Annotated in this window: 22 protein-coding genes; 9 read left to right on the forward strand and 13 right to left on the reverse strand. The window is 70.9% G+C overall.

Translation table 11 applies throughout. The annotated features are described in order from the left end of the window. Window positions 1-19: 19 nt before the first annotated feature. The 4 genes from RAN62_RS29580 to RAN62_RS29595 are packed head-to-tail and all read right to left on the reverse strand — an operon-like array spanning window position 20 to window position 5881. A complete protein-coding gene (locus RAN62_RS29580; RefSeq protein ID WP_305788081.1) occupies window positions 20-1633 on the reverse strand; it encodes a glycoside hydrolase family 27 protein in 1614 nt (537 codons plus the stop codon). Beyond that, complete coding sequence (locus tag RAN62_RS29585; protein ID WP_305788082.1) at window positions 1630-2985, reverse strand: glycoside hydrolase family 43 protein; 1356 nt, start codon at window positions 2983-2985, stop codon at window positions 1630-1632. The genes RAN62_RS29580 and RAN62_RS29585 overlap by 4 nt, the downstream gene beginning before the upstream one ends. Then, on the reverse strand, window positions 2982-4544 hold the full coding sequence (locus RAN62_RS29590; RefSeq protein ID WP_305788083.1) for a glycoside hydrolase family 43 protein: 1563 nt from the start codon (window positions 4542-4544) through the stop codon (window positions 2982-2984). The genes RAN62_RS29585 and RAN62_RS29590 overlap by 4 nt, the downstream gene beginning before the upstream one ends. Before the next feature lie 5 nt (window positions 4545-4549). Next, on the reverse strand, window positions 4550-5881 hold the full coding sequence (locus RAN62_RS29595; RefSeq protein ID WP_305788084.1) for a glycoside hydrolase family 10 protein: 1332 nt from the start codon (window positions 5879-5881) through the stop codon (window positions 4550-4552). A gap of 192 nt (window positions 5882-6073) precedes the next feature. On the opposite strand from RAN62_RS29595, the gene RAN62_RS29600 reads away from it, so the two are divergent. Beyond that, window positions 6074-7582 carry a sigma-70 family RNA polymerase sigma factor gene (locus RAN62_RS29600; protein WP_305788085.1) on the forward strand — a complete coding sequence of 503 codons (1509 nt, stop codon included), beginning with the start codon at window positions 6074-6076 and terminating at the stop codon, window positions 7580-7582. A gap of 187 nt (window positions 7583-7769) precedes the next feature. Beyond that, the gene (locus RAN62_RS29605) at window positions 7770-9224 is read left to right on the forward strand and encodes an endo-1,4-beta-xylanase (RefSeq protein WP_438874569.1); all 1455 of its coding nucleotides are present in this window, start codon (window positions 7770-7772) and stop codon (window positions 9222-9224) included. Window positions 9225-9300: 76 nt separating this feature from the next. On the opposite strand, the gene RAN62_RS29610 is transcribed toward RAN62_RS29605, so the two are convergent. The 4 genes from RAN62_RS29610 to RAN62_RS29625 all read right to left on the reverse strand — a co-directional run bounded on the left by RAN62_RS29610 (window position 9301) and on the right by RAN62_RS29625 (window position 13749). Further along, the gene (locus RAN62_RS29610; protein WP_305788086.1) at window positions 9301-10794 is read right to left on the reverse strand and encodes an FAD-dependent oxidoreductase; all 1494 of its coding nucleotides are present in this window, start codon (window positions 10792-10794) and stop codon (window positions 9301-9303) included. A gap of 16 nt (window positions 10795-10810) precedes the next feature. Continuing rightward, window positions 10811-11356 carry a LytR C-terminal domain-containing protein gene (locus RAN62_RS29615; protein WP_305788087.1) on the reverse strand — a complete coding sequence of 182 codons (546 nt, stop codon included), beginning with the start codon at window positions 11354-11356 and terminating at the stop codon, window positions 10811-10813. Between the two features lie 170 nt (window positions 11357-11526). Further along, complete coding sequence (locus RAN62_RS29620) at window positions 11527-12636, reverse strand: sialidase family protein (protein WP_305788088.1); 1110 nt, start codon at window positions 12634-12636, stop codon at window positions 11527-11529. An 81-nt stretch (window positions 12637-12717) separates the two neighbouring features. Beyond that, entirely contained in the window at window positions 12718-13749 is a 1032-nt protein-coding gene (locus tag RAN62_RS29625) for a LacI family DNA-binding transcriptional regulator (protein WP_305788089.1), read from the reverse strand. Between the two features lie 267 nt (window positions 13750-14016). Between RAN62_RS29625 and RAN62_RS29630 the strand changes: the two genes are divergently transcribed. Then, on the forward strand, window positions 14017-14412 hold the full coding sequence (locus RAN62_RS29630) for a hypothetical protein (RefSeq protein WP_305788090.1): 396 nt from the start codon (window positions 14017-14019) through the stop codon (window positions 14410-14412). 344 nt (window positions 14413-14756) lie between these two features. Next, window positions 14757-15188 (forward strand): hypothetical protein, encoded by a 432-nt coding sequence (locus tag RAN62_RS29635; protein WP_305788091.1) that lies wholly within the window; start codon window positions 14757-14759, stop codon window positions 15186-15188. 63 nt (window positions 15189-15251) lie between these two features. Here RAN62_RS29635 and RAN62_RS29640 read toward each other — a convergent pair whose 3' ends face one another. Both RAN62_RS29640 and RAN62_RS29645 read right to left on the reverse strand, forming a co-directional pair. Beyond that, window positions 15252-16148, reverse strand: a complete 897-nt coding sequence (locus RAN62_RS29640) for an SDR family NAD(P)-dependent oxidoreductase (RefSeq protein WP_305788092.1) — start codon at window positions 16146-16148, stop codon at window positions 15252-15254. A gap of 111 nt (window positions 16149-16259) precedes the next feature. Then, entirely contained in the window at window positions 16260-16763 is a 504-nt protein-coding gene (locus RAN62_RS29645) for an SDR family NAD(P)-dependent oxidoreductase (RefSeq protein ID WP_305788093.1), read from the reverse strand. Here RAN62_RS29645 and RAN62_RS29650 point away from each other — a divergent pair. Beyond that, window positions 16756-16893, forward strand: coding sequence for a hypothetical protein (locus tag RAN62_RS29650; protein ID WP_305788094.1), 138 nt, complete (start codon window positions 16756-16758; stop codon window positions 16891-16893). The genes RAN62_RS29645 and RAN62_RS29650 overlap by 8 nt on opposite strands. A gap of 20 nt (window positions 16894-16913) precedes the next feature. Here RAN62_RS29650 and RAN62_RS29655 read toward each other — a convergent pair whose 3' ends face one another. The 3 genes from RAN62_RS29655 to RAN62_RS29665 form a co-directional block, all read right to left on the reverse strand. Beyond that, a complete protein-coding gene (locus tag RAN62_RS29655) occupies window positions 16914-17864 on the reverse strand; it encodes an anti-sigma factor RsbA family regulatory protein (RefSeq protein ID WP_305788095.1) in 951 nt (316 codons plus the stop codon). After that, the gene (locus RAN62_RS29660; RefSeq protein WP_305788096.1) at window positions 17861-18649 is read right to left on the reverse strand and encodes an MEDS domain-containing protein; all 789 of its coding nucleotides are present in this window, start codon (window positions 18647-18649) and stop codon (window positions 17861-17863) included. Before RAN62_RS29660 ends, RAN62_RS29655 begins: the two co-directional genes overlap by 4 nt. A 68-nt stretch (window positions 18650-18717) precedes the next feature. Next, window positions 18718-19719 (reverse strand): glycoside hydrolase family 11 protein, encoded by a 1002-nt coding sequence (locus tag RAN62_RS29665; RefSeq protein ID WP_305788097.1) that lies wholly within the window; start codon window positions 19717-19719, stop codon window positions 18718-18720. Window positions 19720-19951: 232 nt separating this feature from the next. Here RAN62_RS29665 and RAN62_RS29670 point away from each other — a divergent pair, with 232 nt between their 5' ends. Genes RAN62_RS29670 through RAN62_RS29685 form a run of 4 tightly spaced genes read left to right on the forward strand, consistent with a single transcriptional unit; the run spans window position 19952 to window position 23406 of the window. Then, complete coding sequence (locus RAN62_RS29670; protein ID WP_305788098.1) at window positions 19952-21232, forward strand: ABC transporter substrate-binding protein; 1281 nt, start codon at window positions 19952-19954, stop codon at window positions 21230-21232. Between the two features lie 4 nt (window positions 21233-21236). After that, the gene (locus tag RAN62_RS29675) at window positions 21237-22223 is read left to right on the forward strand and encodes a carbohydrate ABC transporter permease (protein WP_305788099.1); all 987 of its coding nucleotides are present in this window, start codon (window positions 21237-21239) and stop codon (window positions 22221-22223) included. 3 nt (window positions 22224-22226) lie between these two features. After that, window positions 22227-23057: a carbohydrate ABC transporter permease gene (locus tag RAN62_RS29680; protein WP_305788100.1), complete on the forward strand. Its 831-nt coding sequence runs from the start codon at window positions 22227-22229 to the stop codon at window positions 23055-23057. A gap of 37 nt (window positions 23058-23094) precedes the next feature. Then, window positions 23095-23406 (forward strand): protein kinase domain-containing protein, encoded by a 312-nt coding sequence (locus RAN62_RS29685; RefSeq protein ID WP_305788113.1) that lies wholly within the window; start codon window positions 23095-23097, stop codon window positions 23404-23406. Window positions 23407-23416 lie beyond the last annotated feature (10 nt).

A 23416-nucleotide genomic window follows, 5' to 3' on the forward strand; every position in this document is an offset into this window, starting at 1 on the left:
TCTTCCTCCATGATGGGCATCATCGGCGGGTCCAGATCTGATTGGCGGCACCGGTGCAGGTCCAGAGCAGGACGGTGGTGCCGTTCGCGGTGCCGTTGTTGTTCACGTCGAGGCAGAGCCCGGACTGGCGGTTGCTGATCGTGCCGTTGGTGTTGAACGTCCAGTCCTGGTTGGCGCCGCCGTTGCAGTCCCAGAGCTGCGCCTTGGCCCCCGCGGTGGCGTTCAGCGGGGCGTCCAGGCATGTGCCGAGCGCCCGCAGGGTCGCGCCGGAGCTGGTCCACTGCTGGTTGGCGGCGCCGCTGCAGTCCCAGACGACCGGCTGGGTGCCGTTGGCGGTGGTGCTCTGCGGCACGTCGAGGCATCGCCCCGAGCCGCTGCCGACCAGCGCGGAGGTGGTCTCGGGGATGGTGGTGCCGCCGCTGAGGCGGAAGACCGCGGTGCCGTGCGCGGGCACGGACGCGCTGATCGTCCCGCTGGTCGTGGTGGTGGCGCCGGTCCAGGCGTCGACCAGCGTGAACGACGAGCCGGAGCGGCCGACGGCGGCCGCGGTGGTCGTGATCGTCCGGGTGCTGCCGCCGGAGTTGAACAGGGCCACGGCGATGTCACCGTTCGCCAGCCGCTTCGCGAGGACCCGCTGCGAGCTGTCGCCGCTGACCTGCACGGCCTGCAGGCCCAGGGAGTCCTGGTTGATGGCGATGAGCCGGCTGTTGGTGAGGATCGACCGGGTGGCCTCGTTCATCGAGCGGACGTCGTTGCCGGCGATCAGCGGGGACGCCAGCACCGCCCAGAGCGCGAAGTGCGAGCGCATCTCGGTGTCGGTCATCCCGCCCCGGCCGACCTCCATCATGTCGGGATCGTTGAAGGCGCCCGGGCGGGCGTAGCCGGACAGCGGCACGGTGACGTCGACGATGTTCCTGATGCCCATCGGATAGCCGTTGGTCTGCCCGGTGTCCCAGGCGTTCGTGATGTCCTCGGTGGTGCGCCACATGTTCGCGACGTCGCCCCAGTTGCGCTGGGGGCCGGTCTTCGCGTGGATGCTGTTGGAATTGATGCTGTAGACGATGGGCCGGCCGGTGGCGGCCAGCGCGTCGCGCATCCGGGAGAAGGTCGCCACCTGGTCGTTGATGCTGCCGGTGGGCGAGCACCAGTCGTACTTGAGGAAGTCGACGCCCCACGCGGCGAACTGGCGGGCGTCCTGGGTCTCGTGACCGTTCACGCCGGTGGCGCCGGGATAGGAGCCGAAGTACTGCGCGCAGGTCTTGTCCAGCGGCACCTGATAGAGCCCGAACTTCAGGCCCCGGGCGTGCAAGTAGTCGCCGAGTGCCTTCATGCCACTGGGGAAGCGGGTCGGATCGCCCTGCAGATTGCCGGCCGAGTCGCGGTTCGGGTTGAACCAGCAGTCGTCGACCACCACGTACTGGTAGCCCGCGTCCCGCATGCCGCTGCTGACGATGGCGTCGGCGGTCTGCCGGATCAGGCCCTCGTTGATGGTGCAGCCGAACGAGTTCCAGGAGTTCCAGCCCATCGGGGGCGTGCGGGCGACGCCGTTGTCCAGGGCGAGGGCCTGCTGGGCGGGCGCGACGACAGCCGCGGCGGCGAGCAGGAGGGCCGAGGCGAGACAACGGATTCTCATGAGAACTGCCACCAATCCACGTTGAACAGATAGCCGCTACCACCGGCGAAGCGCAGGTACAGATCGCGGGTGCCGGTCGCCCCGCTCACCGGGCAGGAGACGGTCGACCAGTTCTGCCAGCCTCCGGTGCCGCCCACCGTGCAGGTGCCCACCACCGGGCCCGAGGTGCTGTCCAGGCGCAGCTCGAGGCGCCCGCCGGCGGAGGCCGACGCCACCGAGGCGGAGAACGAGGTCGCCCCGGCGCCGAACGCCGCGCCCTTCACCTTGATCCAGTCACCGTTCTCGGCGAAGCCGACGTTGCGCCCGCCGGTGCTGCTGGCTTCGGTCTCGACGCCGGACTCGTACGCGATGGTCTCGGCCTCCTGGCGTACGAAGGGGTTCAGGGTGCCGATCTGCGGCGCCCCGGCCGTGGTCATCGAGATCGTGGGGATGGTGTTGTCGCTGCGGTAGGCGAACTTCTCGACGGCCACCGACCGGGTGTAACCGCCGCCGCCGGGCAGCGCGCCGTTGTGGTAGAAGAAGTACGAGCCGCCATGGAAGTCGATGACCGCCGGATGGTTGGTGAAGCTGCCGCCCTGGGTGGGCATGATCGTGCCCCGATAGGTCCAGGGGCCGAGCGGGCCGGGCGCGGTGGAGTAGGCGATGAACTCCGAGCAGCACTTGGCGGCGAAGACGAGATAGTAGAGGCCGTTGCGCTTGTAGACCCAGGGCCCTTCCTCATAGAGGGTGGGCCGGTTGGCGTCGCCGCTGCGGGTGCCGAAGCCGGCGGTGGTGAGCGCGATCTTCGCCGGGCTGGTGGCGAGCGAGACCATGTCCGGGTTCAGCTTGGCGTACCAGAGGTTGGGGTTGCCCCAGTAGAGATAGGCCTGCCCGTCGTCGTCGATGAACACCGTCGGGTCGATCTCGTTGGTGTCGGCCAGCGGGCGGCCGATCGCGTCGCGGAACGGGCCGGTAGGACTGTCCGCGACGGCCACGCCGATCGACATCCGGCCGGTGGCGCGGGCGGTCACCGGCACGTACCAGTAGAACTTGCCGTTGCGCTGCACCACCTGGCCGGCCCAGGCGTTGGCGCTCGCCCAGCTGAAGGTGGTGAGGCTCAGCGGCGAGCCGTGGTCGGTCCAGTTGACCATGTCGGCGGAGGAGAAGACCCGCCAGTCCTTCATCGTGAAGTACGTCGACCCGTCCTCGTCGTGCCCGGTGAAGAGATAGACCCGCCCGTTGTGCACCAGCGGCGCCGGGTCGGCCGTGTAGACGTGCTGGACGATCGGATTGTCGGCCCGGGCCGGAGCGGGGGCACCGGCGAGGAGCAGGACCAGCGCGAGCAGCGCGGTCAGGGGACGGGAACGGGTCATGGTGTGGTCACCCCGAACTGGGAGACGGCGACGGAGCCGCCGAGGGCCCGGGTCGCGTAGTTGAAGAGGCCGAAGCGGTAGCCCATGAAGAACTGCCAGTTGTTGTTCAACGTGAAGGCCGGGCCCAGGCTGCGGAAGGTCGTGCCGTCGGTGCTGTAGGAGAAGGTGGCGGTGCGTCCGGAGCCCGGGCGGATGTCCGCGGCGGCGCGCAGCCAGATCGTGCCGCCGGAGACGGTCGCGCCCGCGGCCTCCGTGCCGGTGCCGGTCGTGGTCCAGCCGTTCGTGGACATGGACAGGCCGTTGGTCATGGAGACGCGTGTGACCCCGCTGTCCTTGCGGATGCCGATCCACGCGGACGAGTCGCGCAGCAGGGCCAGTCCGCTGCGGTCGCCGTCGGCCATCGCGGAGTAGTCCAGCTTGACCGTCGCCGTGGAGGACGGGCCCTGGATGCGGCGGGTCAGTGTGTTCCGCGCGTTGTAGAGGTCGTTGGTCACCGTGGCCGTAGCCAGCCGCAGGCCGTTGTTCACGGTGACCTTCGAGGTGTCCGGGTTGTGGTTCCACTCGTACTGCGGGCCCAGCGTGGTGCCGGCGAAAGTGTCCGTACCCGTGAGGGGTGCGACAGGATGCCAGGGCAGGTTGGGGCGGGGATAGCTCGCGCCCCAGCGGCCGTTGACGGTCTGCAGCACCGGCCAGCCGTCGCCGCTCCAGCTGATCGGGGCCAGCGTCGGCATCCGGCCACCGGGGTACGCGTCGGTGAACGCCATGTACCACCACTCGCCGTTCTGCGTCTGCACGAGACCGCCCTGATGCGGTACGCCACCACCGCTGATCGGGCCGGGCAGGTCGAGCAGGACCTGGCGCTGCTCGTACGGGCCCCACGGGCTGGTCGAGCGCAGCACGTACTGACCGTTCGCGGGGCGGGTCAGCCAGATGTAGTAGTAGTTGCCGCGCTTGTACATGCGCGAGCCCTCGAGCGTGCCGATGCTCGACGGCGTCTGATACACCGTCTGCGAGCGTACCTCGGCACTCAGGTCGGCGTTGAGCTGCGCCACACTGATCGTGCCGTTGCCGTAGGCCACGTACGGGGTGTCGTTGTCGAACAACAGTCCCGCGTCGTAGTAGCACTTGTTGATCCGCGCCTTCTTCGCCCAGCCACTGCCGGCGTTGGCCGAGGCGTACACGTAGGTGCGGTTGAACTCGGTGCAGCCCAGCCAGTAGTAGGTGCTGTTGCCGGGCCGGTAGTTGAACGCCGACGCCCAGATCCCCTTCACGTACGCCCGGCCGCCGTTGAGGTCGTAGGCGTTCGAGTCGAAGTCCAGCCGCGGCACCGAGTGCCCGGCGAACTCCCAGTTGACCAGGTCGTAGGACCGCAGAACCGGCGCACCCGGCGAGTAGTGCATTGTCGAAGCCGAGTAGTAATACGCGTCGCCGACCCGGATGATGTCACCGTCCGCGAAGTCCTGCCACACCACCGGGTTCGCGAAGGTTGTGGGGTCCGCGGGGACGGCCGCGCCGGTGACGAAGGCCAGCAGAGCGGCGGCGACCAGCCGGAGCCGCACGCGGATCACCCGGCCTGGCACGTCGGGGCGGCGGCCGGGCCGGTGCCGGTGCCCTGGAAGCCGAACTCGGTGCTGGCACCCGCGGCCAGCTGGCCGTTGTAATCCGCGTTGCGGAAGGTGTTGCCGCTGTTGGTCGCGCTCCACGTGCTGGTGACGGCGCTTCCGGAGGGCAGGGCGACGGTCACGGTCCAGCCGGTGAGGGCCGAGGATCCGGCGGTGACGCGGACGGTGGCGACGTATCCGCCCGTCCACGAGTTGAGCGACACCGTGGCCGTGCAGCCGGCACCGCTCGGCGGCGGCGTCGTGGAGCTGGGCGGCGGGTCGCTGGGCGGCGTCGAGCCACCGGCGTTGAGGGCGTTCAGGACCGAGGTGTACGCGGCCTTCTTGGTGCCGGAGTTGTCGAACAGCAGCGGATTCTCGCCCGTACGCCAGGAGTCGCTGTCGCGGATGCCCCACACGGTGATGCCGGTGCACCGGGACACGGCGAGGCAGGCGCGGGTGACCGCGGCGTAGACATTGGCCTGGTTGCCGCCCTGGGCGACGTCGAGCTCGGTGATCTGGACGTCGACGCCGAGGTCGGCGAAGCGTTGCAGGTTGGCCTGGTAGTCGCCGGAGATGCTGGTGCCCAGGTGCGACTGGAAACCGACGCAGTCGATCGGGACGCCGCGGCTCTTGAAGTCGCGGACCATGGTGTAGATCCCGGTCGACTTCGCGTTGATCCCGTCGGTGTTGTAGTCGTTGTAACAGAGCTTGGCGGCGGGGTCGGCGGCCCGCGCGGCGCGGAAGGCGGCCTCGATCCAGTCGTTGCCGGTGCGCTGCAAGTTGGAGTCGCGGCGCCCGCCGCTGCCGCCGTCGGCGAAGGCCTCGTTGACCACGTCCCAGGCATAGATCTGGCCGCGGTAGTGCGTGGCGACCTGGGTGACGTGGTTGATCGCCGCGCTGCGCAGGGCGGAGCCCGACAGCGACTGTGCCCACGACGGCTGCTGCTGGTGCCAGAGCAGCGCGTGGCCGCGGACCTTCGCGCCCTGGGCGAGGCCCTGGTTCAGGATGCGATCCCCGTTGGTGTACGTGAAACGCCCCTGTGACGGCTCTGTGGCGTCCCATTTCATCTCGTTCTCGGGGGTCACCGAGTTGAACTCGGTGCTCAGGATCCTGGTGTAGGTGGCGTCGCCGAGCCGGCCGGCCGCGATGGCAGCGCCGAAGTAGCGGCCGGTCTGAGCAGCGGACGCGCCGAGCGTGGTGGCCGCGTCGGCCGGACCGGCCAGCATGCCGACCGCGGCGGCGACGGCACCGGCGAGCAGTGCACCGAGCACTGTCCTGGGAGCGTTTCCATTCATAATCGCCAATGTAAACGGGCCGTTTCGTGACCTTCAAGGGCGACTCTCTCGGCCGCCCCGGCACAACAATTTCTCGTTTTCCGCGACTCGCGACTCGCGCGGCGGGGTCGTCGTAACACTTTTTTGCGGCTGCAAATAGCCGCCCGGGATGTGGCACGATCGACCCCCGCACCGTGACGGCGAGAAGGAGAGATGCGAGCTACCCGTACCGAGGACGCGGCGCTGGTGACCGCCGCGCGGGCCGGCGACCGCCGGGCGCTGGAGCAGCTGCTGCGGTCCGGTCTGCCGCTGGTCTACACCGTCGTGCGGCGGGGCATGGGCCCGCATCCCGACGTCGACGACGTGGTGCAGGAGACCATGTTGCGCGCCCTCCGGCAGCTGCCGTCGCTGCGGTCGCCGGCGCAGTTCCGCCCGTGGCTGGCGTCCATCGCGGTGCGCCAGGTCGGCACCCATCTGCGCCGCGCGGACGTCGGTGCCGCGCGCCGGGCGCCGCTGGACGAGGCCGCGTCCGTGCGGGACGAGCGCAGCCCATCGGAGGAGGCGACCGCGATCGGCGTCGACTTCTCGCGCCAGCGCCGGCAGGTCGAGCGGGCCGGGCACTGGCTCGACGCCGACAACCGCGCGCTGCTGCCCCTGTGGTGGCTGTCGATGGCGGGGGAGCTGTCGCGCGGCGAGCTCGCGGCCGCCGTCGGGGCCAGCCCGGCCCATGCCGGCGTACGCATGCAGCGCCTCCGGGACCAGCTGGAGGTCAGCCGCCGGGTCGTCGCCGCGCTCGAGCGCCGCCCCCGGTGCCCGGAGCTCGACGCCGTCGTGAGCCGGTGGGACGGCACGCCGCAACCGCTGTGGCGCAAGCGCATCTCGCGGCACGTGCGCGGGTGTGCGTACTGTGCCGAGCCGGGCACCGCGATGGTCGGCGCCGAGCGGCTGCTGCCCGCCGTGGCGCTCCTGCCGGTGCCGGCCGGGCTGGCGGCCACGGCCACGGGCGGGAGCGGTGCGGTGGTCGCGACGGGCCTGGGCACGGCGGTCGCCGCCCATCCCGTGGTCGTCACGCTGACCGTGGGTGCACTGGCCGCCGGGGGCACGGTGGCCGCGACCCAGTGGCCCGAGAGCCGCCCGCCCGACCCGCCCGCGATCGCCGCGCCCGCGCCCGCTACCACGTCCGTGCCCACCGCCACGGCGTCGTTCCGGTCACCGGCTCCGGCCGCCACCTCGCGGTCGTCCTCGTCCCCGAGCACCCGGCCCCCGGCGGGCGAGTCGCCGTCGCTGAAGGACGGCACCGTCTCGCTGGAGGCGCAGAACGCCCCCGGCCGCTTCGTGGCCACCTTCGACGACCTCGGGGTGCTGCTTCCCGCCGATCGGGACAGCCCGGCGGCCACCCGGCGCCGGGCCACCTTCCGCGTGGTGCCGGGGCTGAACGACGCGGTCTGCCACTCCTTCCGGGCCGAGGACGGGCGCTATCTCCGCCACTCCTCGTGGCGGCTGCGGCTCAGCCCCGACGACGGGACCGCGCTGTTCCGGGGCGACGCCACGTTCTGTTCGCGCGGCGCCGTGGGGCTCGGCTCGGTGACCCTCGAGTCGTCGAACTATCCGGGCTGGTTCCTGCGGCATCGCGGCGACCAGCTGTGGGTCGACCAGACCGACGGGAGCGCCGGCTTCAGCTCGGACAGCTCCTTCCTCATCCGCTCCGCGCTGGCCGACTGATCCCCGGAACTTTCGGCGCTATAGCGAAAGGCCAAGCGCCACTCTTGGTCTCGGCCTGCGCAAACACTCCTCACGGGTCGGATCTTATTCCGGAAGTTCTCCGAAACATATTGTTTCGCCGATGTTGCCGTGCCTAGCATGACGTTGCATCGACGTTCATCGCTTGCTTACCCGGAAGGAGATCGTCGTGGCTCCCAGCTCCTCCCCGCGCCGCCGATCACGATGGTTGCGCCCCCTGCTCGGCGGCGCCGTGGCCGCCCTCACCGCCGTGGGCGTCGGCCTGGTGATGCCCGACGCGAACGCCGCGGCGAGCACCCTGGGCGCGGCGGCCGCGCAGTCGGGCCGCTACTTCGGGACGGCGATCGCGGCGAGCCGCCTCGGTGACAGCACCTACAGCACGATCGCTGGGCGCGAGTTCAACATGATCACCGCCGAGAACGAGATGAAGCCGGACGCGACCGAGCCCCAGCGCGGCGTGTTCAACTTCAGCGCCGGCGACCAGATCTACAACTGGGCCACCCAGCGCGGCATGCGGGTCCGCGGCCACACGCTCGCCTGGCACGCCCAGCAGCCGAGCTGGTGGTCGGGGCTGAGCGGCAGCGGCCTGCGCCAGGCGATGATCGACCACATCAACGGCGTGATGGCGCACTACAAGGGCAAGCTCTACGCCTGGGACGTGGTCAACGAGGCGTTCGCGGAGAACGGCAGCCGCCGCTCGTCCAACTTGCAGAACACCGGCAACGACTGGATCGAGGTGGCCTTCCGGACGGCGCGGGCCGCCGACCCGTCGGTCAAGCTCTGCTACAACGACTACAACATCGAGAACTGGACGTACGCCAAGACGCAGGGCGTCTACACCATGATCCGCGACTTCAAGTCGCGCGGCGTCCCGATCGACTGCGTGGGCCTGCAGACCCACTTCACCGGCGGCAGCTCGCTGCCCGGCAACTTCCAGACGACCCTGTCGAGCTTCGCCGCCCTGGGCGTGGACGTGGCCCTGACCGAGGTCGACGTCACCAACTCGTCCACCTCGCAGTACGCCGGGCTCACCCAGGCCTGCGTCAACGTGCCCCGCTGCGTCGGCATCACCGTGTGGGGCGTGCGGGACAGCGACTCGTGGCGCTCCAGCGAGAGCCCGCTGCTCTTCGACGGCGGCGGCAACAAGAAGGCCGCCTACAACTCGGTGCTCAACGTCCTGAACTCCGCGGGTGGCGGCACCGATCCGACCTCACCGCCGCCGAGCGGGACGACCCCGCCGCCGAGCGGGACCGGCCAGCGGATCGTCGGCGCCCAGTCGGGCCGATGCGTCGACGTCCCGAACGCGTCGCAGACCAGCGGCACGCGGGTGCAGCTCTACGACTGCAACGGGCAGACCAACCAGGCCTGGACCCTCACGTCGAGCCGGACACTGACCGTGTACGGGTCGATGTGCCTGGACGCCGCGGGGTCCGGCAACGGCTCGGCCGTGCAGATCTACAGCTGCAACGGGCAGGCCAACCAGCAATGGACCGTCAACTCCAGCGGCACGATCACCGGTGTCCAGTCCGGACGCTGCCTCGACGTGTGGGGCACCGGCAACGGCCAGCAGGTGCAGATCTACGACTGCAACGGGCAGGCCAACCAGCGGTTCAGCTTGAGCTGATCCGAGCGCTTCGGCTCGAGCTGATCCCCATGGGAAGGCGGCGCGGCGGCCCGATCGGTCACCGCGCCGCCTTTCCTCAGCGCGGCCGGCGACCGGCGAGCAGGCCGCGCGGCGGGACCGAGTAGACCTGCACCGGGCGTACGCCGTGGCGGTCCAGGATCGCGTTGACGGCCAGGGCGGCCGAGGCGGCGGAGCGCTCCATCAGGGCACAGGGGAACGGCATGCGGACCCAGTCGCCGGCCAGATAGAGCCCTTCCGCGCCGGTGACCACCCCGGGCCGGGTGGCGTTGCTGCCGACGTCGAAGGCCGGGGCGTCGTACCCGATACGGTGGTCGGTCTCGATGGTGCGCAGGCCCCCGGTCTCCGGCCAGAGCGCGGTGAGCTGCGACCACATGTCTCGGGTGGCGGTGGCCGCGTCGATGCCGGCATCCGCGGCGTACGCGTGCAGCTCCAGCACAGCCCCGCCGGTCCGCCGTGACCACTGGGCGGGCCCGCGCTCGAGGCGGTGGAACAAGCTCACCGAGTCGAGCAGTGGCTCGCGGGCGACACTGCTGAACACGGCCCGGTCGGGGGCGACGTCGCGGTCGGTCCAGATGCGACTGACCGCGTACGGGGCCGTGGTCCTGATCGTGGCCATGTCGGCGGCCAGGCGGGGCGGCACCGGGGAGGCCGCGACGATGCCGCGCGCCGCCGCCGGATCGGTGGCCAGCACGACGTGGTCGGCGCGGAGCTGGGCGCCCCCGGTGAGGGGCACGGTCCAGCCCGGTTCGATCCGGTCCACCGCGGCGCCCGTACGGATGTCCACGCCGAGTTTGCGCAGCCGGTCGGACAGCGGCGCCCAGATCGCCGTCTCGTAGTCGTCGTCCGGCGCGTCGAAGTCCAGCCCCTCGGCGTTACGCAGGAAGTAGAAGTGGAACTGCATGATCATCTCGGCCGCCGACATCTCGGCCGCGTGATTGAAGAACGAGTGGGCGAACACGTCGAAGAGCAGCGCCCGGGCCCGCTCGGGCATGGCCAGCCGGTCGAGGAACTCCGCCGCCGGCATCGCGTCGTACTCCTGATAGGTCCGCGCCTGCGAATAGCGCAGCAGGGCCAGCGACGTCGGCCCGTCGACGCCGCGCATCTCCCGCATGCGCAGGCTCGGCGAGCGGGCCATCAGCGCCAGCAGGCTCCACGGCGGCCGGCCCGGCAGGCCCCCGAAGTCCTCGTCCGGCCACGCCCGCGACACGACCGGATAGTGCTTCGCCGGGCGCAGGAACGCCAGCCCGGGATCGATGCGGCGCAGGATGTTCCGCCAGTTGTAGTACTGCCGGAAGAAGGCGTGGAACCCGTGCCCGACCATCTGCGTGGAGCCGTCCGCCAGCCGCTTGGGCCACGCCGCGAGCCGCCCGCCCAGCCGCTCGTCGCGCTCCACGAGCGTCACCTCGACACCCCGCTCGGCGAGCAGCAGCGCCGCGGTCACGCCCGCGATGCCACCCCCGACCACCACGGTACGCACGGGATGCCCCACCGAGCGCGGCGACGACCGGTCGATCCGCACCAGCCGGTGCGCGTTGCGGCTGACTGTCATGCCCCGTGTTTCCCGGTCACTGATCATCCAATCCTCGGCCGTCCGCGCACGTACCCGGGGGCGGCGTGGGCGTGCTCAGCTGCGCCAGCGACTGGTTCACCTCCGTCTTCGTCGGCAGTTGCCGGAACTGCTCGCCGACGACGACGTCGATGGCCCCGGTCGTGCGGGCGCGGTCGAACACCGGCTCGGCCGCGCCCAGGAAGTACGCCCGGACGAGCTGAGCGGCGCCGACACCGCGCGGCCCGTACCGCACGATCCCGGCCCCCGCCACCCGGCTCCCACTCTGCCCGGCGGCCTCGGCCCGGAAGCCACGATCCCGGAAATCCGCGCTGACGGCATCGGCCACACCGGCGGTTCGCGTGCCGTTGAGGATCCGCAGCGTCACCTGACCCGCGTCGCCGGGCAGCGTCAGGTCCACCGGAACGGATCCGGGCGGGCACCCGCCGGCGGCAGCTGCGTCGCGCTGACTGTCGCGGACCAGCGTGACCGTCGCGGCCCCGGCGGCGAGTGCGGCCAGGACACCGACGACCAGAGACGCCCGTACGCGGGTGGTCGGTGCCATCGGTGGATCTCCTCTTCCTCGGTCGGACACCGGGTAACACACCGATCCGGGGGAAGAGGTTGCACGCTCGTTCGTCGCGGGGCGCCGTCGCAGTGACTCGGGGGCGCCCTCGCCATCGTTCGGGCGCCCCCGCGGGTGACTCGGGGCGCCTCCGAGCCGGCGCCGGCCGGTCAGCGGGCGAGGTGACCGGGCACGATCCAGATGCCGTCGCGGCCGAGGCCGGTGACCGAGCTGACCGCCAGCAGGTTGTCGTTGTCCAGCGGCGTCACGGAGTTCCACAAGGCGTTGGCGCCGGCCGGCAGGTCGGGGAAGGGCGCCGTCGGGTTGGCGAAGTTCTTGGCGTTGCCGTCGCCCACGTAGACCTGCATGTTCGCCACGCTCAAGGTGTTCTGGGGGCGGCCCTGGGTGGACTGCACCGACAGCACCGTCTCGCCGGTGGGCATCTGCGCCAGGTAGGGCGCCCCGGCGTAGACGGCGGCCGGCAGTTGCTGGTCGGAGCGCAGGGCGGACCAGCGGGTGGACGGGCCCTGCCAGTTGTCCGCCGTGGAGGACCACACGACGGCCGGCTTGAAGTCGCCGTTGAGGCCGTTGTCCTCGATGGCGACCGCCAGCCCCGCGTTGTTCGCGAGCCGCACCGGTACGGGCATGCCGTCGCGGTGCCCCGGCCGGAACGACACGGCCTTGGCGCCGCCCCAGCTCAGCCCGTTGTCGTACGAGCGCATGAGGGTGATCTCCTGCTCGTCCGACGAGCGGTAGGGGCTCTCGTTGGCGAAGAACAGCTGGATCTCCCCGGAGGGCAGCTGGATCGCGGCCGGTTCCCACACGCCGTTGCCGAAGACGTTGTCGCCGGTGTAGGCGGTCCGCTCGTCCGACCAGGTCGCGCCGCCGTCGCGGCTGATCTTCGACATGATGGTGTAGCGCTGCGCGCCGCCGTCGGCCGCCGGGCGCCCGTTCCACAGATAGAGCAGCCAGCCGTTGGCCAGCTGGACCAGCTCGGCGTTGGTGTAGTTGTAGCCGCTCTGCTGCGCGACGCGCGTGGCCCCGCCCCACGTGGCGCCGTTGTCGGTGCTGCGCCGCACGTTGACGGCGGGCCCGTCGCTGTAGGCCAGCAGCAGGTCACCGTTGCGCACCCGCTCGACCCGCGCGTAGACGCCGGTCGTGACGAAGTGACGCCCCGCGGTGTTCCAGACGATCGAGCCGGCGGCGGCCGCGTCGGCCCGCGGGGCGACCAGGCAGGCCGCCGCGACCACCACGGCCGCCGCGATCACGCGCATTCTCATGAGCCCTCCCAAGCGATCGGTCCCCGTGGATGTCCTCCCTCACCATGCGCGTGTTGTGCCGACGTTGCAAGACGATGAACATTAATTTTGCATCGTTGCAGAGCCGAGGGTGCTCTCCCGGGGCAGCAGCGCGTGCGCGGCCCGCACCTCGGCCGGCGCCGGGGGAGCGCCCTGCTCGATCAGGGTCACCAGATGCCGCACGGCGAGCGCGGCGATCTGCTGCTTGTCGGGCACCACGGTGCTCAGGCTGGGCGTGGTGAACGCGCCCTCCTCGATGCCGTCGACGCCGATCACGGCGATGTCGCCGGGCACCCGCACGCCCGCGCTGAGCAGGGCACGGAGGGCGCCGACGGCGAGCAGGTCGTTGTAGCAGAAGATCGCGTCCGGCGGCCGCGGCAGCGCCAGCAGCTCCCGGGCGGCGACAGCGCCGAGGCGGCGGTGGAAGCGCGCGGTGGGCCGGACGAGCTCGGGGTCGTAGGGCAGCCCGGCCCGCTCCAGCGCCTGACGATATCCGGCCGTGCGCAGCTGGGCGGTGTCGCCGGTGCGGTAGGGCTGGTCGCCGATGGCGGCGACGCGGGTGCGGCCCAGCCCGATCAGGTGCTCGGTCGCCTCCCGCGCGGCGGCGACGTTGTCGATGGCCACGTGCGAGAAGCTGCCGTCGAACACGTGCTCGCCGAGCAGCACCAGTGGCACCCGGTTGCCGCGCGAGCGCAACTCCTCGGCGGTCAGCGTCAGCGGGCTCAGGATCAGCCCGTCGAAGAGGGTGAGCCGGGAGTTGCCGGTCAGCAGCTCCCGCTCGCGCGCGGGGTCGGCGTCGGTCTGGTCCAGCAGCACCGTGTAGCCCCGCTCCCGGCCGGCGGCGATCACCGCCCGGGCCAGCTCGGCGAAGTAGGGCACGTCGAGCTCGGGCACGACCAGGCCAATCATCCCGCTGCGCCCCTGCTTGAGGTTGCGGGCGATCAGGTTGGGCCGGTAGTCGAGCTCGGCCAGCGCCTGCTCGACCCGGGCCCGCAGCGTCTCGGAGACCCGGGCGTAGCCGTTGACCACATTGGACACGGTGCGGATCGACACCCCGGCCCGGGCGGCCACGTCGCGCAGGGTGGCGTCGCGCATGCGGATTCCTCTCGACCGGGGAGGCGGCGGCTGTGAGTTTCGTCCGGCCCGCCGCGCCCGATCATTCCGCACGGCGGCGGCACGATCAAATGGGGCGCTCGAGTTCGCGCCGAACGGCAATTCGGGAAGCTTCGCAAATCCGGTTAACATGGTCCGCGGCGGCAAGTCAAGCGAATCGAATTACGTGAATGCTTGAAGTTATGCGGACGGATTCGATATTTTCAGGTTCGCTCGGGTCAATTGTCAATCAAGAAGCGGAGAGAGCGAATGAGATCACGGCATGTTCTGCTCGGCGGGGCCGCGGCCCTGGCGCTGATCCTCGGCACTCCGGGGATGGCGTCGGCCAATTCCGTCCAGGTCAGCGGCGAGCTCAACACCGGCGGGAGCCTGGTGCAGTACTCCACCTTCCGGACCCACACCTTCACCGGTCCGATCAATCTCAACCTGACCGACAACACGGGCACCTACACCCGGCTGGGCCTGCGGAACACCTCCGGGACCCAGTTCACCAACACGAGCCAGTGGAACGCGCCGGGCAGCCAGAACTTCGTCCTGCCGAGCGGGAGCACGACCATCGCCTCCGGGACGCAGTTCGCCTTCAACGGCCGCATGGGTGCCTGCACCGCCTGTGACCGTTTCTGGGGCGGGACGCTGAACTACTGACCTGCCGCCCCGGCCGACGGGGCCGGTTCGCGGGCGCTTCCGGCAAGAGCAGCCCTCGAGGATCGGCACGGTCACCGGTGAGCGGGCCGGGCGCCGACCGTCACCAGGAAAGATCGGCGCAGGGAAAGACGGCCGCCCGGAAAGATCAGCGCAGGGAAAGACCATCGCGCGGAAAGACCATCGCAGGGGAAGACCGGAGCGTCCGGCAAGGCCGCTCCGGTCTTCCGGCTCCGACTGTACTGGACCGCCGGCGGGCGACGCCCCGCCGACCTCTCAGGGAATTTGTTTCGATGACACCTTCCGTCTGTTCCCGGCGGCTTTCCGTCCCGATCTTCATTGCATTCATGGGCGTCTTCCTGGTCGCCGGATGCGATTCGGGTGACGCGAAAGATCAGCCGGTGATTCTCGATCGTTCCGCGGCCGAGCAGGAGTACCGGCGTACCGCGGAAACGCTCACACTTCCGGCCGGAGCGACCTTTCCCGGTGCGTTACCCAAGGCCGAGGCCGAGTTGATGTATGAGCCGGGATACGCGACCAGCATCGCGGAGAACTTCTGGATCTGCGCGTGGGGGAAGGAATGGCTGGCGCGCCGGGAGAACGATCGGCCGGCGGCGCAAGCGGCGCTCGACCGGCTGGGTGAAGCACCCCGGACGGCATTCCTCAGCAAGCATCTGGACGCGGCCGGGCGCCGCCTCTTCGCCGGCCATCTGGCCAAGGCGCGGGCCGGCGACCCCATCGGTTTCCGCCAGTACGTCGACGCGAACTGCACGGCCTGACCCGGCCGGACCGGTCGTGGCGCCAGGAGGGGCCCGGCCGGTCGGGGCCCGGGGCGGACGGGGTCAGGCGGGCGATCCGAGCGCCCGCACGGTGTGCTCCCACAGGCGATCGGCGGCGGCCGGATCGAGGGCGTCGCTCGCCGTCTCCTGGTTGTCCTCGAAGTAGCGGCCGGTCACGCCGGCGACCAGCGGCGAGGCGGCGAGCAGCACGGAGGTCGCGGCGCCCTGCTCCGGGGTCTTGTAGTAGTCCGGCGTGACCAGGTTGCCCTCCGCGTCCATCGCGCCGAACGAGCGCATGGTGTCATCGTCGAGGTGCCGCTGCAGGTTGGTGTGGACGAAGCCGGGGCTCAGGGCGTTCGCGGTGATGCCGTCGGCGGCCCAGCGCCGCGCCAGCGCCCCGGCCAGCATGATCTCGGCCCGCTTGGCCCGGGCGTACGCGACGAAGGGGTCGTACGGCTGCCGTTCGAACTGCGGGTCCTCGAAGTCGAACGCCGCCTGCTTGTACGCCCCGGAGCTGACCAGAACCACGCGGCCGCCGGGGCGCAGCGCCTCGTGCAGGCCGGTGACGAGCGCGAAGTGGCCCAGGTAGTTGACGGCGAGCTGCAGCTCCCAGCCCTGCGGGCTCAGCCGCCGCTCCGGGACGGCCATGATGCCGGCGTTGCCCACGAGCGCGTCCAGCCGCCCGGACCAGCGCTTGGTGAAGGCGCGCACGGAGTCCAGGTCGCCGAGGTCGAGCGCCTCGGCCCGGACCCGGGGGAACTCGGCCGTCAGCGGTGCGGCGGCGCCCGGGTCACGGGTGGCGACGACGACCTCGGCCCCGGCGCCGGCCAGGGCCCGGACGGTCGCCGCGCCGAGACCGGAGGAGCCGCCGGTGACCAGGTGACGCTGCCCGCTCAGATCGACGCCATGCAGGACGCCGGCCGCGGTGGCGGTCGCCGGGAACGGGGTGGTGACGCTCATGACGTACCTCTTCGGTGTCGTGCTCGGTGCTGACACCAGCGACGGTACGGCGGCCGATCTGGACTTCCCATGGCTGGAAGTCCAGAGAACTTGCTTGAGGCTCCAGCCGGCTCAGACGGCGGCCGGGTAGAGGTCGCGAGGATCACCCGCGAGGGCCGCCTTCGCACCTCGCGCCAGATCGTCGACGATGATCTCCAGGCGGCCCGCCTCGAGACCGTCGAGCATCGTCCGGACGGCGGTCGCCGCGTCGCCCAATGGCCCGTCCCGCCACTCCTGGTGGCCGGTGTCGGTCATGCCGAGGTAGGCGCCCGCCACGAGCGTGCCCTGCCCGGCCAGCTCCAGCCGGACGCCGCTCGTCAGCGCCCACTCCGCCGCCTTGGCCACGTGGTAGGCGTTCGCCCGGTCCGCCGCGACCCGGGACATCGCCGAGTTGACATTGAGGATCGCGCCGCCGCCGTGCGCCTTCAGGATCGGGGCGAAGACTCGGATCATCTCCAGCGGCCCCCAGAAGTAGACGTCGAGATCCTGCGCGATCGCCGCCTTGTCCCCGGTGACCAGATCGGCCATGGCCGTGCTGCCCGCGTTGTTGATCAGCACGGTGACGTCCGTGGCCACCGCGGCCGCCCGGGCCACCTGCGCCGGTCGGCGACACGACCGCGAGATCCGCGAGCTGGAGGAGCGGCGCGACCGGCTCGACGACATCATCGTCATCGCCACCGTTCCGGGCGCCTGCACCACCGGGTGACCGGTCGGGCGGGGCTCCGCTCAGTTCACCTCGCCGGCGATCATGCGGATTGTCCAGCCGGTCTCGTCGCGGACCGTGGCGACGTGGTCGCAGGCCTGATAGGTGATCCACAGGCCGCGGCCGCCGGGGGCACTGTCCTGGTGGGGGAGGAGGCCGGCGAACGGGTCCTTGGGGCCCTCGCCGGCGTCGGTCACGGCGACGAGGACGCGGTCGTCGCCGGACCAGACGCTCAGGCGGGCGGGCGGGTGCCCGTACCGGAGGGCGTTGGTGACCGTCTCACTCACCGCGACCACCAGGTCGTCGCACGCCTCGGCGGTCAGGCCGGCGGCGGCGGCCCGCACCGCCTGCCGGGCCTGCGCCGGCGTCGGGTCCGTGAGCTCGGCAAGGGGCGCCCGCTGCTGCACCGGGTCCGGCCACAGGGGGCGGTTCTCCATCAGGAAGGTACGCGGCTCGGTGTACGCCGCGCTGATCTCGTGCCGGTCGCCGGGGAGGATGAACCGCGGGTGCGTGCGGGCCACGTCGGCGAGCACCGCGGCGGACGTGTGCCGGGTGTCATAGGCGCAGAGGGTCCACAGCGGGAAGTCGTCGAAGGCGTGGTTGATCGCCGCCTCGTAGCGGGCCCACCAGTCCCAGGTGCGGCCCAGCGCCGGCCGCGGCAGCTCGCCGGCGACGCGGACCTGCGCCGCGCCCCGGGCGACCCGATGGCCCAGCAGCTCGCGGTAGGCGCGGATCGCCCCGGCCGGGCGGGTGTAGATGGCGTCGACGGGCAGGAACAGCACGCCGGAGTCCACCGGCAGCGCGGCCCGGACCAGGGCGGCACCCTCCGCGCCGAGCGCCACGACGGCCGGCTCGCCCGCCGCGACCCCGTCGAGCAGGAAGGGGATGACGACCGACAGCAGCTCGTCGCCCGACGAGTACGGCAGGGCCTCGTGGAAGCAGCCCTGGTGACCGGTGGCGGCCCCTGATCTCATGACATGTCCTTGACGCGTACCGCGGTCAGCTCGAGCAGCTCCGCCATCCGGCGGGCGGAAGCGAAGGGGGTGCGCAGCACGGCCGTGGCGCCGAGGCCGCGGGCGTAGCGGTCGAGGCTCAGCAGCGACTGGTGGTCGATGAACGTCAGCGCCGATCCGTCGAGCCGCAGCTCGCCGCCGGCCGGCGCCAGGTCGCACCGCTGCAGCGTGTGCTCGAACCAGGTCAGCGTGTCGGCGTCGAGCTCGCCGGCCAGCGCGGCGCCGGAGCGGTCGGGCCGGTCGGCGTAGAGCCGGAAGGGCGCCTGCGAGTCCGGATGCGCGCAGGCCAGCTCGGTGGTCACGTCGGCGCCCAGCTCACCCCGGTCGAAGGCGCACATCGCGGTGAACGGGTGGTCTCGCATGTAGCGGTCGACCAGGAACTCGTAGCGGGCGAACGCCTCCAGCTGGGCCGGGGTGCGAACCAGCGCCGTGGCGTCGGCCGCCACGCACAGGCCCGTGTAGCCCTCGGCCCGGGCCCGGTCGGTCGCCTCGGCGTAGGCCGCCAGCCCGGCCTCCGGATCGATCACCGACCCGGCCGGGTAGTGCGCGGCGACGGCGAGGACCTCGGGCGTGAACTCCCACCCCTGCGGCTTGCCGTTCCCGACGTACCAGGTCTGCTGCCCGGCCGCGTGCCCGGCGGCCAGGAAGGCCCGCGCGGCCGTGTCGAAATCCGCCGGATCGTCGTAGGTCAGGCAGGTATGTCCGAGCGTGGCGTCGCGCCGCGCGGTGGTCCCGTTCCCTGCCATAACGCCACTCTACGCCGGGACGACCGGAGGCCCGGGCCCGCTCGTGCGGCGGACCCGGGCCGGCCGGGTCAGCTCGCGCTGCAGGACACCGACGGCCAGGTGGTGCTGCCGTTCTTCATGATGGTGACACCGAAGTTGTTGCCGTTGCCGTTCGGCCGGGCAGTCATGATCTGTCCGCTGGAGTCCCAGCTGGCGGTCGTGTTCCAGGTGGCGCTGATCTTCTGGGGGGACGGGACGTTCATCGTCACGGTCCAGGTGTTCGAGCCGCTGACGGCGACGTTGAGGTTGTAGCGGTCGCTCCAGTTCTCGCCCGCCGACAGGGTCGCGGTGCAGCCACCGGGGCTGGGCGTCGTGGGGTCGGTGGGGGTGGTGCCGCCGCCGGAGCCCTCGCTGACGGTGATGCTGGAGCTGGCGTTGCTCTGGTAGCCCTCGGTGGCCATGATCTGGTAATCGTGCGTGCCCAGCGTCAGGCCGGAGCGGGCCCACGCGCTGAAGTGGTTGGCCGTCGTGATGGTGCCGCTGGTGCGGTGGTTCCGGCGCACGCTCCAGTACTGGTAGAACGTCGCGGTGCCGATGATCGACGGCTGGTTGACCCGCTGGGTGCGGTAGAGGTCGTAGGTGCTGCCGTCGGTGGTGACGGACCCCAGTGACGTCGTGCCGGAGCTCGGGTTGTAGCTCCCGAAGTCCTCGACGACGTAGTACTCGATGAGCGGGTTGGTCGTCCAGCCGTAGAGGGCGAGGTAGCCGTTGCCGTTCGGGTTGAAGCTGCCCGAGTAGTTGACGGTGTGGGCCGAGCCGGGCTTCCAGCCCTTGCCGCCGACGAAGTTGTTGATGCCGCTCATCTGGACGCTGTAGCTGCCCCCGGCGCCGAGCCGCATCGTGACGTTGCCGGAGTCCTTCCAGTACGAGAAGAAGTAGCCGTTGTGGTAGCCGGTCAGGTTCGAGGTGAGCGTCCGGTCGGCCTCGGCCTGCGCGGTGCCGGCCCAGGCGATCGAGGCCGCCGCGAGCACGGCGGTGGCGAGACCGGCGACGAGCGCGCGGAGGCGGCCGCGCGGGGGGACATGGGACATGTGCTTGCTCCTCAAGGACGGGGGAGACGGGCAACACGTTGATGCTTGTCGATTGAATATGGCCGCGGCCGGAACTTGTTGTCAACAACTTCCGGTAACTTTCGGGGCCCCTGAGCCCGCTCTTGGTCGGATGACGAAGATCAATATGTTGACATTGACTGGTCTGACTTCTTAATTTGAGCATCACATTCCGGAATCACTCTGAAAGTTTCGGGCGGAAGGTGGGCGCTCCATGGCACTCAGGAAGGCCTCGGCCCTGGCCGTCGCGGTGGTGGTGGGCGCGCTCGGGGTCACCGCCTGCGGAAGTGACGACGGCGGCTCCGGCGGCAGCGTCACGATGCAGCTGTGGCAGAACTCCACGACCGGGCCCGGCAAGGCGTTCTGGGACAAGGCGGCCGCCGACTACCACGCGGCTCACCCGGACGTCACGATCAAGGTGCAGACCGTGCAGAACGAGGACCTGGACGGCAAGCTCCAGACCGCTCTGAACTCCGGCTCGGCCCCCGATCTCTTCCTGCAGCGCGGCGGCGGCAAGATGGCCGCGATGGTCGAGGCCGGCCAGCTCAAGGACATCACCGGCGACATCACCGCGGAGAGCAAGCAGGCGGTGGGGCCGGCCGCGCTGAAGACGGGGGAGGTCGACGGCAAGGCGTACGCCGTTCCCGTCTCCATCCTGCCCGGCGGCTTCTGGTACTCCAAGGACCTGTTCCGGCAGGCCGGCGTCACGGCGACACCGGCGACCCTGGAGGAGCTCACCGGCGCGGCGGCGAAGCTCAAGGCCGCCGGCACGCCCATCGCGCTCGGCGCCAAGGACGCGTGGCCCGCCGCGCACTGGTTCTACTTCCTCGCCCTGCGCGCGTGCAGCCAGGCCGCCCTCGACGCCGCGGCGGAGAGCAAGAGCTTCGACGATCCGTGCTGGACGAAGGCCGGCACGGACCTGCAGACCTTCGCCGCCGGCCGGCCCTTCAACAACGGCTTCCTGACCACGTCGGCGCAGCAGGGCGCGGGCAGTTCCGCCGGTCTGCTGGCTAACCACAAGGCCGGCATGGAGCTGATGGGCTCCTGGGACCCGGGCGTCATCGCCTCCCTGACCAAGGACACCAAGCCCCTGCCCGACCTGGGCTTCTTCCCGTTCCCCGCGGTGCCCGGCGGGCAGGGAGACCCGGCCGCCGTCATGGGCGGGTCGGACGGCTACTCCTGCGCGGAGAGCGCGCCCGACGAGTGCGCGGACTTCCTCAACTACCTGCTGACCGAGGACGTGCAGAAGGCGTACTACAAGGCCTACAACTCGCTGCCGGTCAACAAGGCCGCGCAGAGCGCCGTCACCGAGGACTACCTCAAGGCGGTGCTGGACGCCTACAACAAGGCACCGTACGTGTCCCAGTGGCTCGACACGGTGTACGGCCAGAACGTGGGCAACGCGCTGAACGTCGGCGTCGTCAATCTGCTCGCCGGCAAGGGCGACGTCGCGGGGATCATCAAGGCCGTGAACGACGCCGCCAAGAAGGGCTGACCGGGTGGCGATCACCGCGGACGCCCCCGAGAGCCGGGTGCGGGGCGGCGGGGTACGCCCGTCGCCTCCCGTCCGTCCCCGCCGGCGCGGCATCGGGTGGGCCCAGCGGCTCGAGATCGTCGTGCTGGCCGGCCCGGCGATCCTGATCTTCCTCGCCTTCGTCATCCTGCCGGTGCTCATGGCCGCCTACTACGGCTTCTACCGGTGGAAGGGCTTCGGCGTACCGACCGACTTCGTCGGGCTCGACAACTACCGGACGATCCTGCGGGACGGCTCGTTCCGGGCGGCGCTGGGGCACAACGGCCTGGTCGTCGTGCTGTCGCTGGTCCTGCAGGGCCCGATCGGGCTCGCCCTGGCCCTGCTGCTCAACCGCAAGCTGCGGGGACAGTCGCTGATCCGGGTGCTGATCTTCGTCCCGTACGTGATCGCGGAGGTCATCGCGGGGACGGGCTGGAGCCTCCTGCTGCAGAGCGACGGCGCGGTCAACGGCATCCTGCGGTCGGCCGGTCTGGGCGGGCTGGCCCAGGACTGGCTGGCGAACCCGGCACTCGCGCTCGGGACCCTGATGGCCATCCTGACCTGGAAGTACATCGGCTTCGCGGTGATCCTCTTCCTGGCCGGGCTGCAGAACATCCCGGAGGAGCTGACCGAGGCGGCCGCGATGGACGGGGCGAGCTGGTGGCAGACCCAGCGCTCGATCACGCTCCCGCTGCTCGGGCCCACCATCCGGATCTGGGGCTTCCTGTCGATCATCGGGGCCCTGCAGCTCTTCGACCTGGTCTACATCATCTGGGGCCAGTACGTCGCGGCGACCGCCGGCACCTCCACCATGGCGACCTACATGGTCACCGAGGGCCGCAACGCGGGCAACTTCGGCTACGGCAACGCGGTGGCGGTCGTCCTCTTCCTCGTCTCCATGCTCATCGCGCTCGTCTATCAGCGCTTCGTCCTGCGCCGGGACACCGAGGGCGCACTCACCGGAGGGCAGTAGGACATGGCCGGTACCGCCCGGGACCGCGGCAACCCGCTGATCTATGTCGTGGTGCTGCTGCTGATCGGGGTCATGCTGGGGCCCGTCGCCTACATCATCGTCGGCGGCTTCCGGACCAACTCGCAGATCACCGTCGACCCGGCCGGACTGCCCGACCCGTGGCAGTTCGGCAACTACACCAGCGTGCTGACCAGCGACACCTTCTGGCGGCAGGTGGGCAACTCGGCGCTCGTGGCCGGCGCCACCACCGCCGGGGTCGTCGTGCTGGGCGTCATGGCGAGCTATGTCCTGGCCCGCTACCGCTTCCGCGGGCGCGGTGTCCTGTACGCGCTCTTCGCCGCGGGCCTGATGTTCCCGGTCACGGTCGCCATCACGCCGCTCTTCATCCTGATCAAGAATCTCGGGCTGGTGAACACGCTGCCGGGGGTCATCCTGCCGCAGATCGCCTTCGCGCTGCCCACGACGGTCATCATCCTGGTGCCCTTCCTGCGCGCCATCCCCAAGGACATCGAGGAGGCCGCGGCGATCGACCGGTGCAGCCGGCTCGGCTTCTTCTGGCGGATGGTGCTGCCGCTGTCGGTGCCGGGGCTGATCACCGTCGGCATCCTGGCGTTCGTCAACAGCTGGAACAGCTATCTGCTGCCGCTGTTCCTGCTCAACGACGAGGACACTTTCACGCTGCCCCTGGGCGTGCAGGCCTTCTCGTCGGCGTACTCGGTCGACACGGCGAAGGTGCTCGCCTTCACCTCGTTGTCGATGATCCCGGCCCTCGTCTTCTTCAGCCTCTTCGAGCGCCGCATCGTGGGCGGGCTCACCGGCGCCGTCAAAGGTTGATCGATCCCGCCGGTTTCCCGCCCCCGGCGCCTTCGGCATCTCCGCCGCCGTCGGCGCGGACGACGACGATGACGGCCGGCTGCTCGGCACCTCCGCCTACCTCGCGCCGGAGCGCATCGCGGGCGGACCGGTGCGGGCCGCCGCCGATGTGTACGCCCTCGGCCTCCTGCTGTACCTGGCGCTGTGCGGCCGGATGCCGTGGCACGCCTCGACCGTCACGCAGATGGTGCGGGCGCACGTCTGCACCAGCCCGTCGCCGATGCCGGTCGTCCTGGGCCTGCCGCCCTCGGTCGCCCGGCCGGAGAAGAAGCCGGCCCTGCCCGGCCGGGCGGGGCCGGAGGCGCCCTGAGGCCGGACGG

This window comes from Symbioplanes lichenis (assembly GCF_030709675.1).
GTDB lineage: Bacteria > Actinomycetota > Actinomycetes > Mycobacteriales > Micromonosporaceae > Actinoplanes > Actinoplanes lichenis.

Bases quoted from the DNA above. Each gene is read 5' to 3' on its own strand.
- RAN62_RS29580 (WP_305788081.1), bottom strand. From the start codon at position 1,633: ATGAGAATCCGTTGTCTCGCCTCGGCCCTCCTGCTCGCCGCCGCGGCT.
- RAN62_RS29585 (WP_305788082.1), bottom strand. From the start codon at position 2,985: ATGACCCGTTCCCGTCCCCTGACCGCGCTGCTCGCGCTGGTCCTGCTC.
- RAN62_RS29595 (WP_305788084.1), bottom strand. From the start codon at position 5,881: ATGAATGGAAACGCTCCCAGGACAGTGCTCGGTGCACTGCTCGCCGGT.
- RAN62_RS29600 (WP_305788085.1), top strand. From the start codon at position 6,074: ATGCGAGCTACCCGTACCGAGGACGCGGCGCTGGTGACCGCCGCGCGG.
- RAN62_RS29610 (WP_305788086.1), bottom strand. From the start codon at position 10,794: ATGACAGTCAGCCGCAACGCGCACCGGCTGGTGCGGATCGACCGGTCG.
- RAN62_RS29615 (WP_305788087.1), bottom strand. From the start codon at position 11,356: ATGGCACCGACCACCCGCGTACGGGCGTCTCTGGTCGTCGGTGTCCTG.
- RAN62_RS29620 (WP_305788088.1), bottom strand. From the start codon at position 12,636: ATGAGAATGCGCGTGATCGCGGCGGCCGTGGTGGTCGCGGCGGCCTGC.
- RAN62_RS29625 (WP_305788089.1), bottom strand. From the start codon at position 13,749: ATGCGCGACGCCACCCTGCGCGACGTGGCCGCCCGGGCCGGGGTGTCG.
- RAN62_RS29630 (WP_305788090.1), top strand. From the start codon at position 14,017: ATGAGATCACGGCATGTTCTGCTCGGCGGGGCCGCGGCCCTGGCGCTG.
- RAN62_RS29635 (WP_305788091.1), top strand. From the start codon at position 14,757: ATGGGCGTCTTCCTGGTCGCCGGATGCGATTCGGGTGACGCGAAAGAT.
- RAN62_RS29640 (WP_305788092.1), bottom strand. From the start codon at position 16,148: ATGAGCGTCACCACCCCGTTCCCGGCGACCGCCACCGCGGCCGGCGTC.
- RAN62_RS29655 (WP_305788095.1), bottom strand. From the start codon at position 17,864: ATGAGATCAGGGGCCGCCACCGGTCACCAGGGCTGCTTCCACGAGGCC.
- RAN62_RS29660 (WP_305788096.1), bottom strand. From the start codon at position 18,649: ATGGCAGGGAACGGGACCACCGCGCGGCGCGACGCCACGCTCGGACAT.
- RAN62_RS29665 (WP_305788097.1), bottom strand. From the start codon at position 19,719: ATGTCCCATGTCCCCCCGCGCGGCCGCCTCCGCGCGCTCGTCGCCGGT.
- RAN62_RS29670 (WP_305788098.1), top strand. From the start codon at position 19,952: ATGGCACTCAGGAAGGCCTCGGCCCTGGCCGTCGCGGTGGTGGTGGGC.
- RAN62_RS29680 (WP_305788100.1), top strand. From the start codon at position 22,227: ATGGCCGGTACCGCCCGGGACCGCGGCAACCCGCTGATCTATGTCGTG.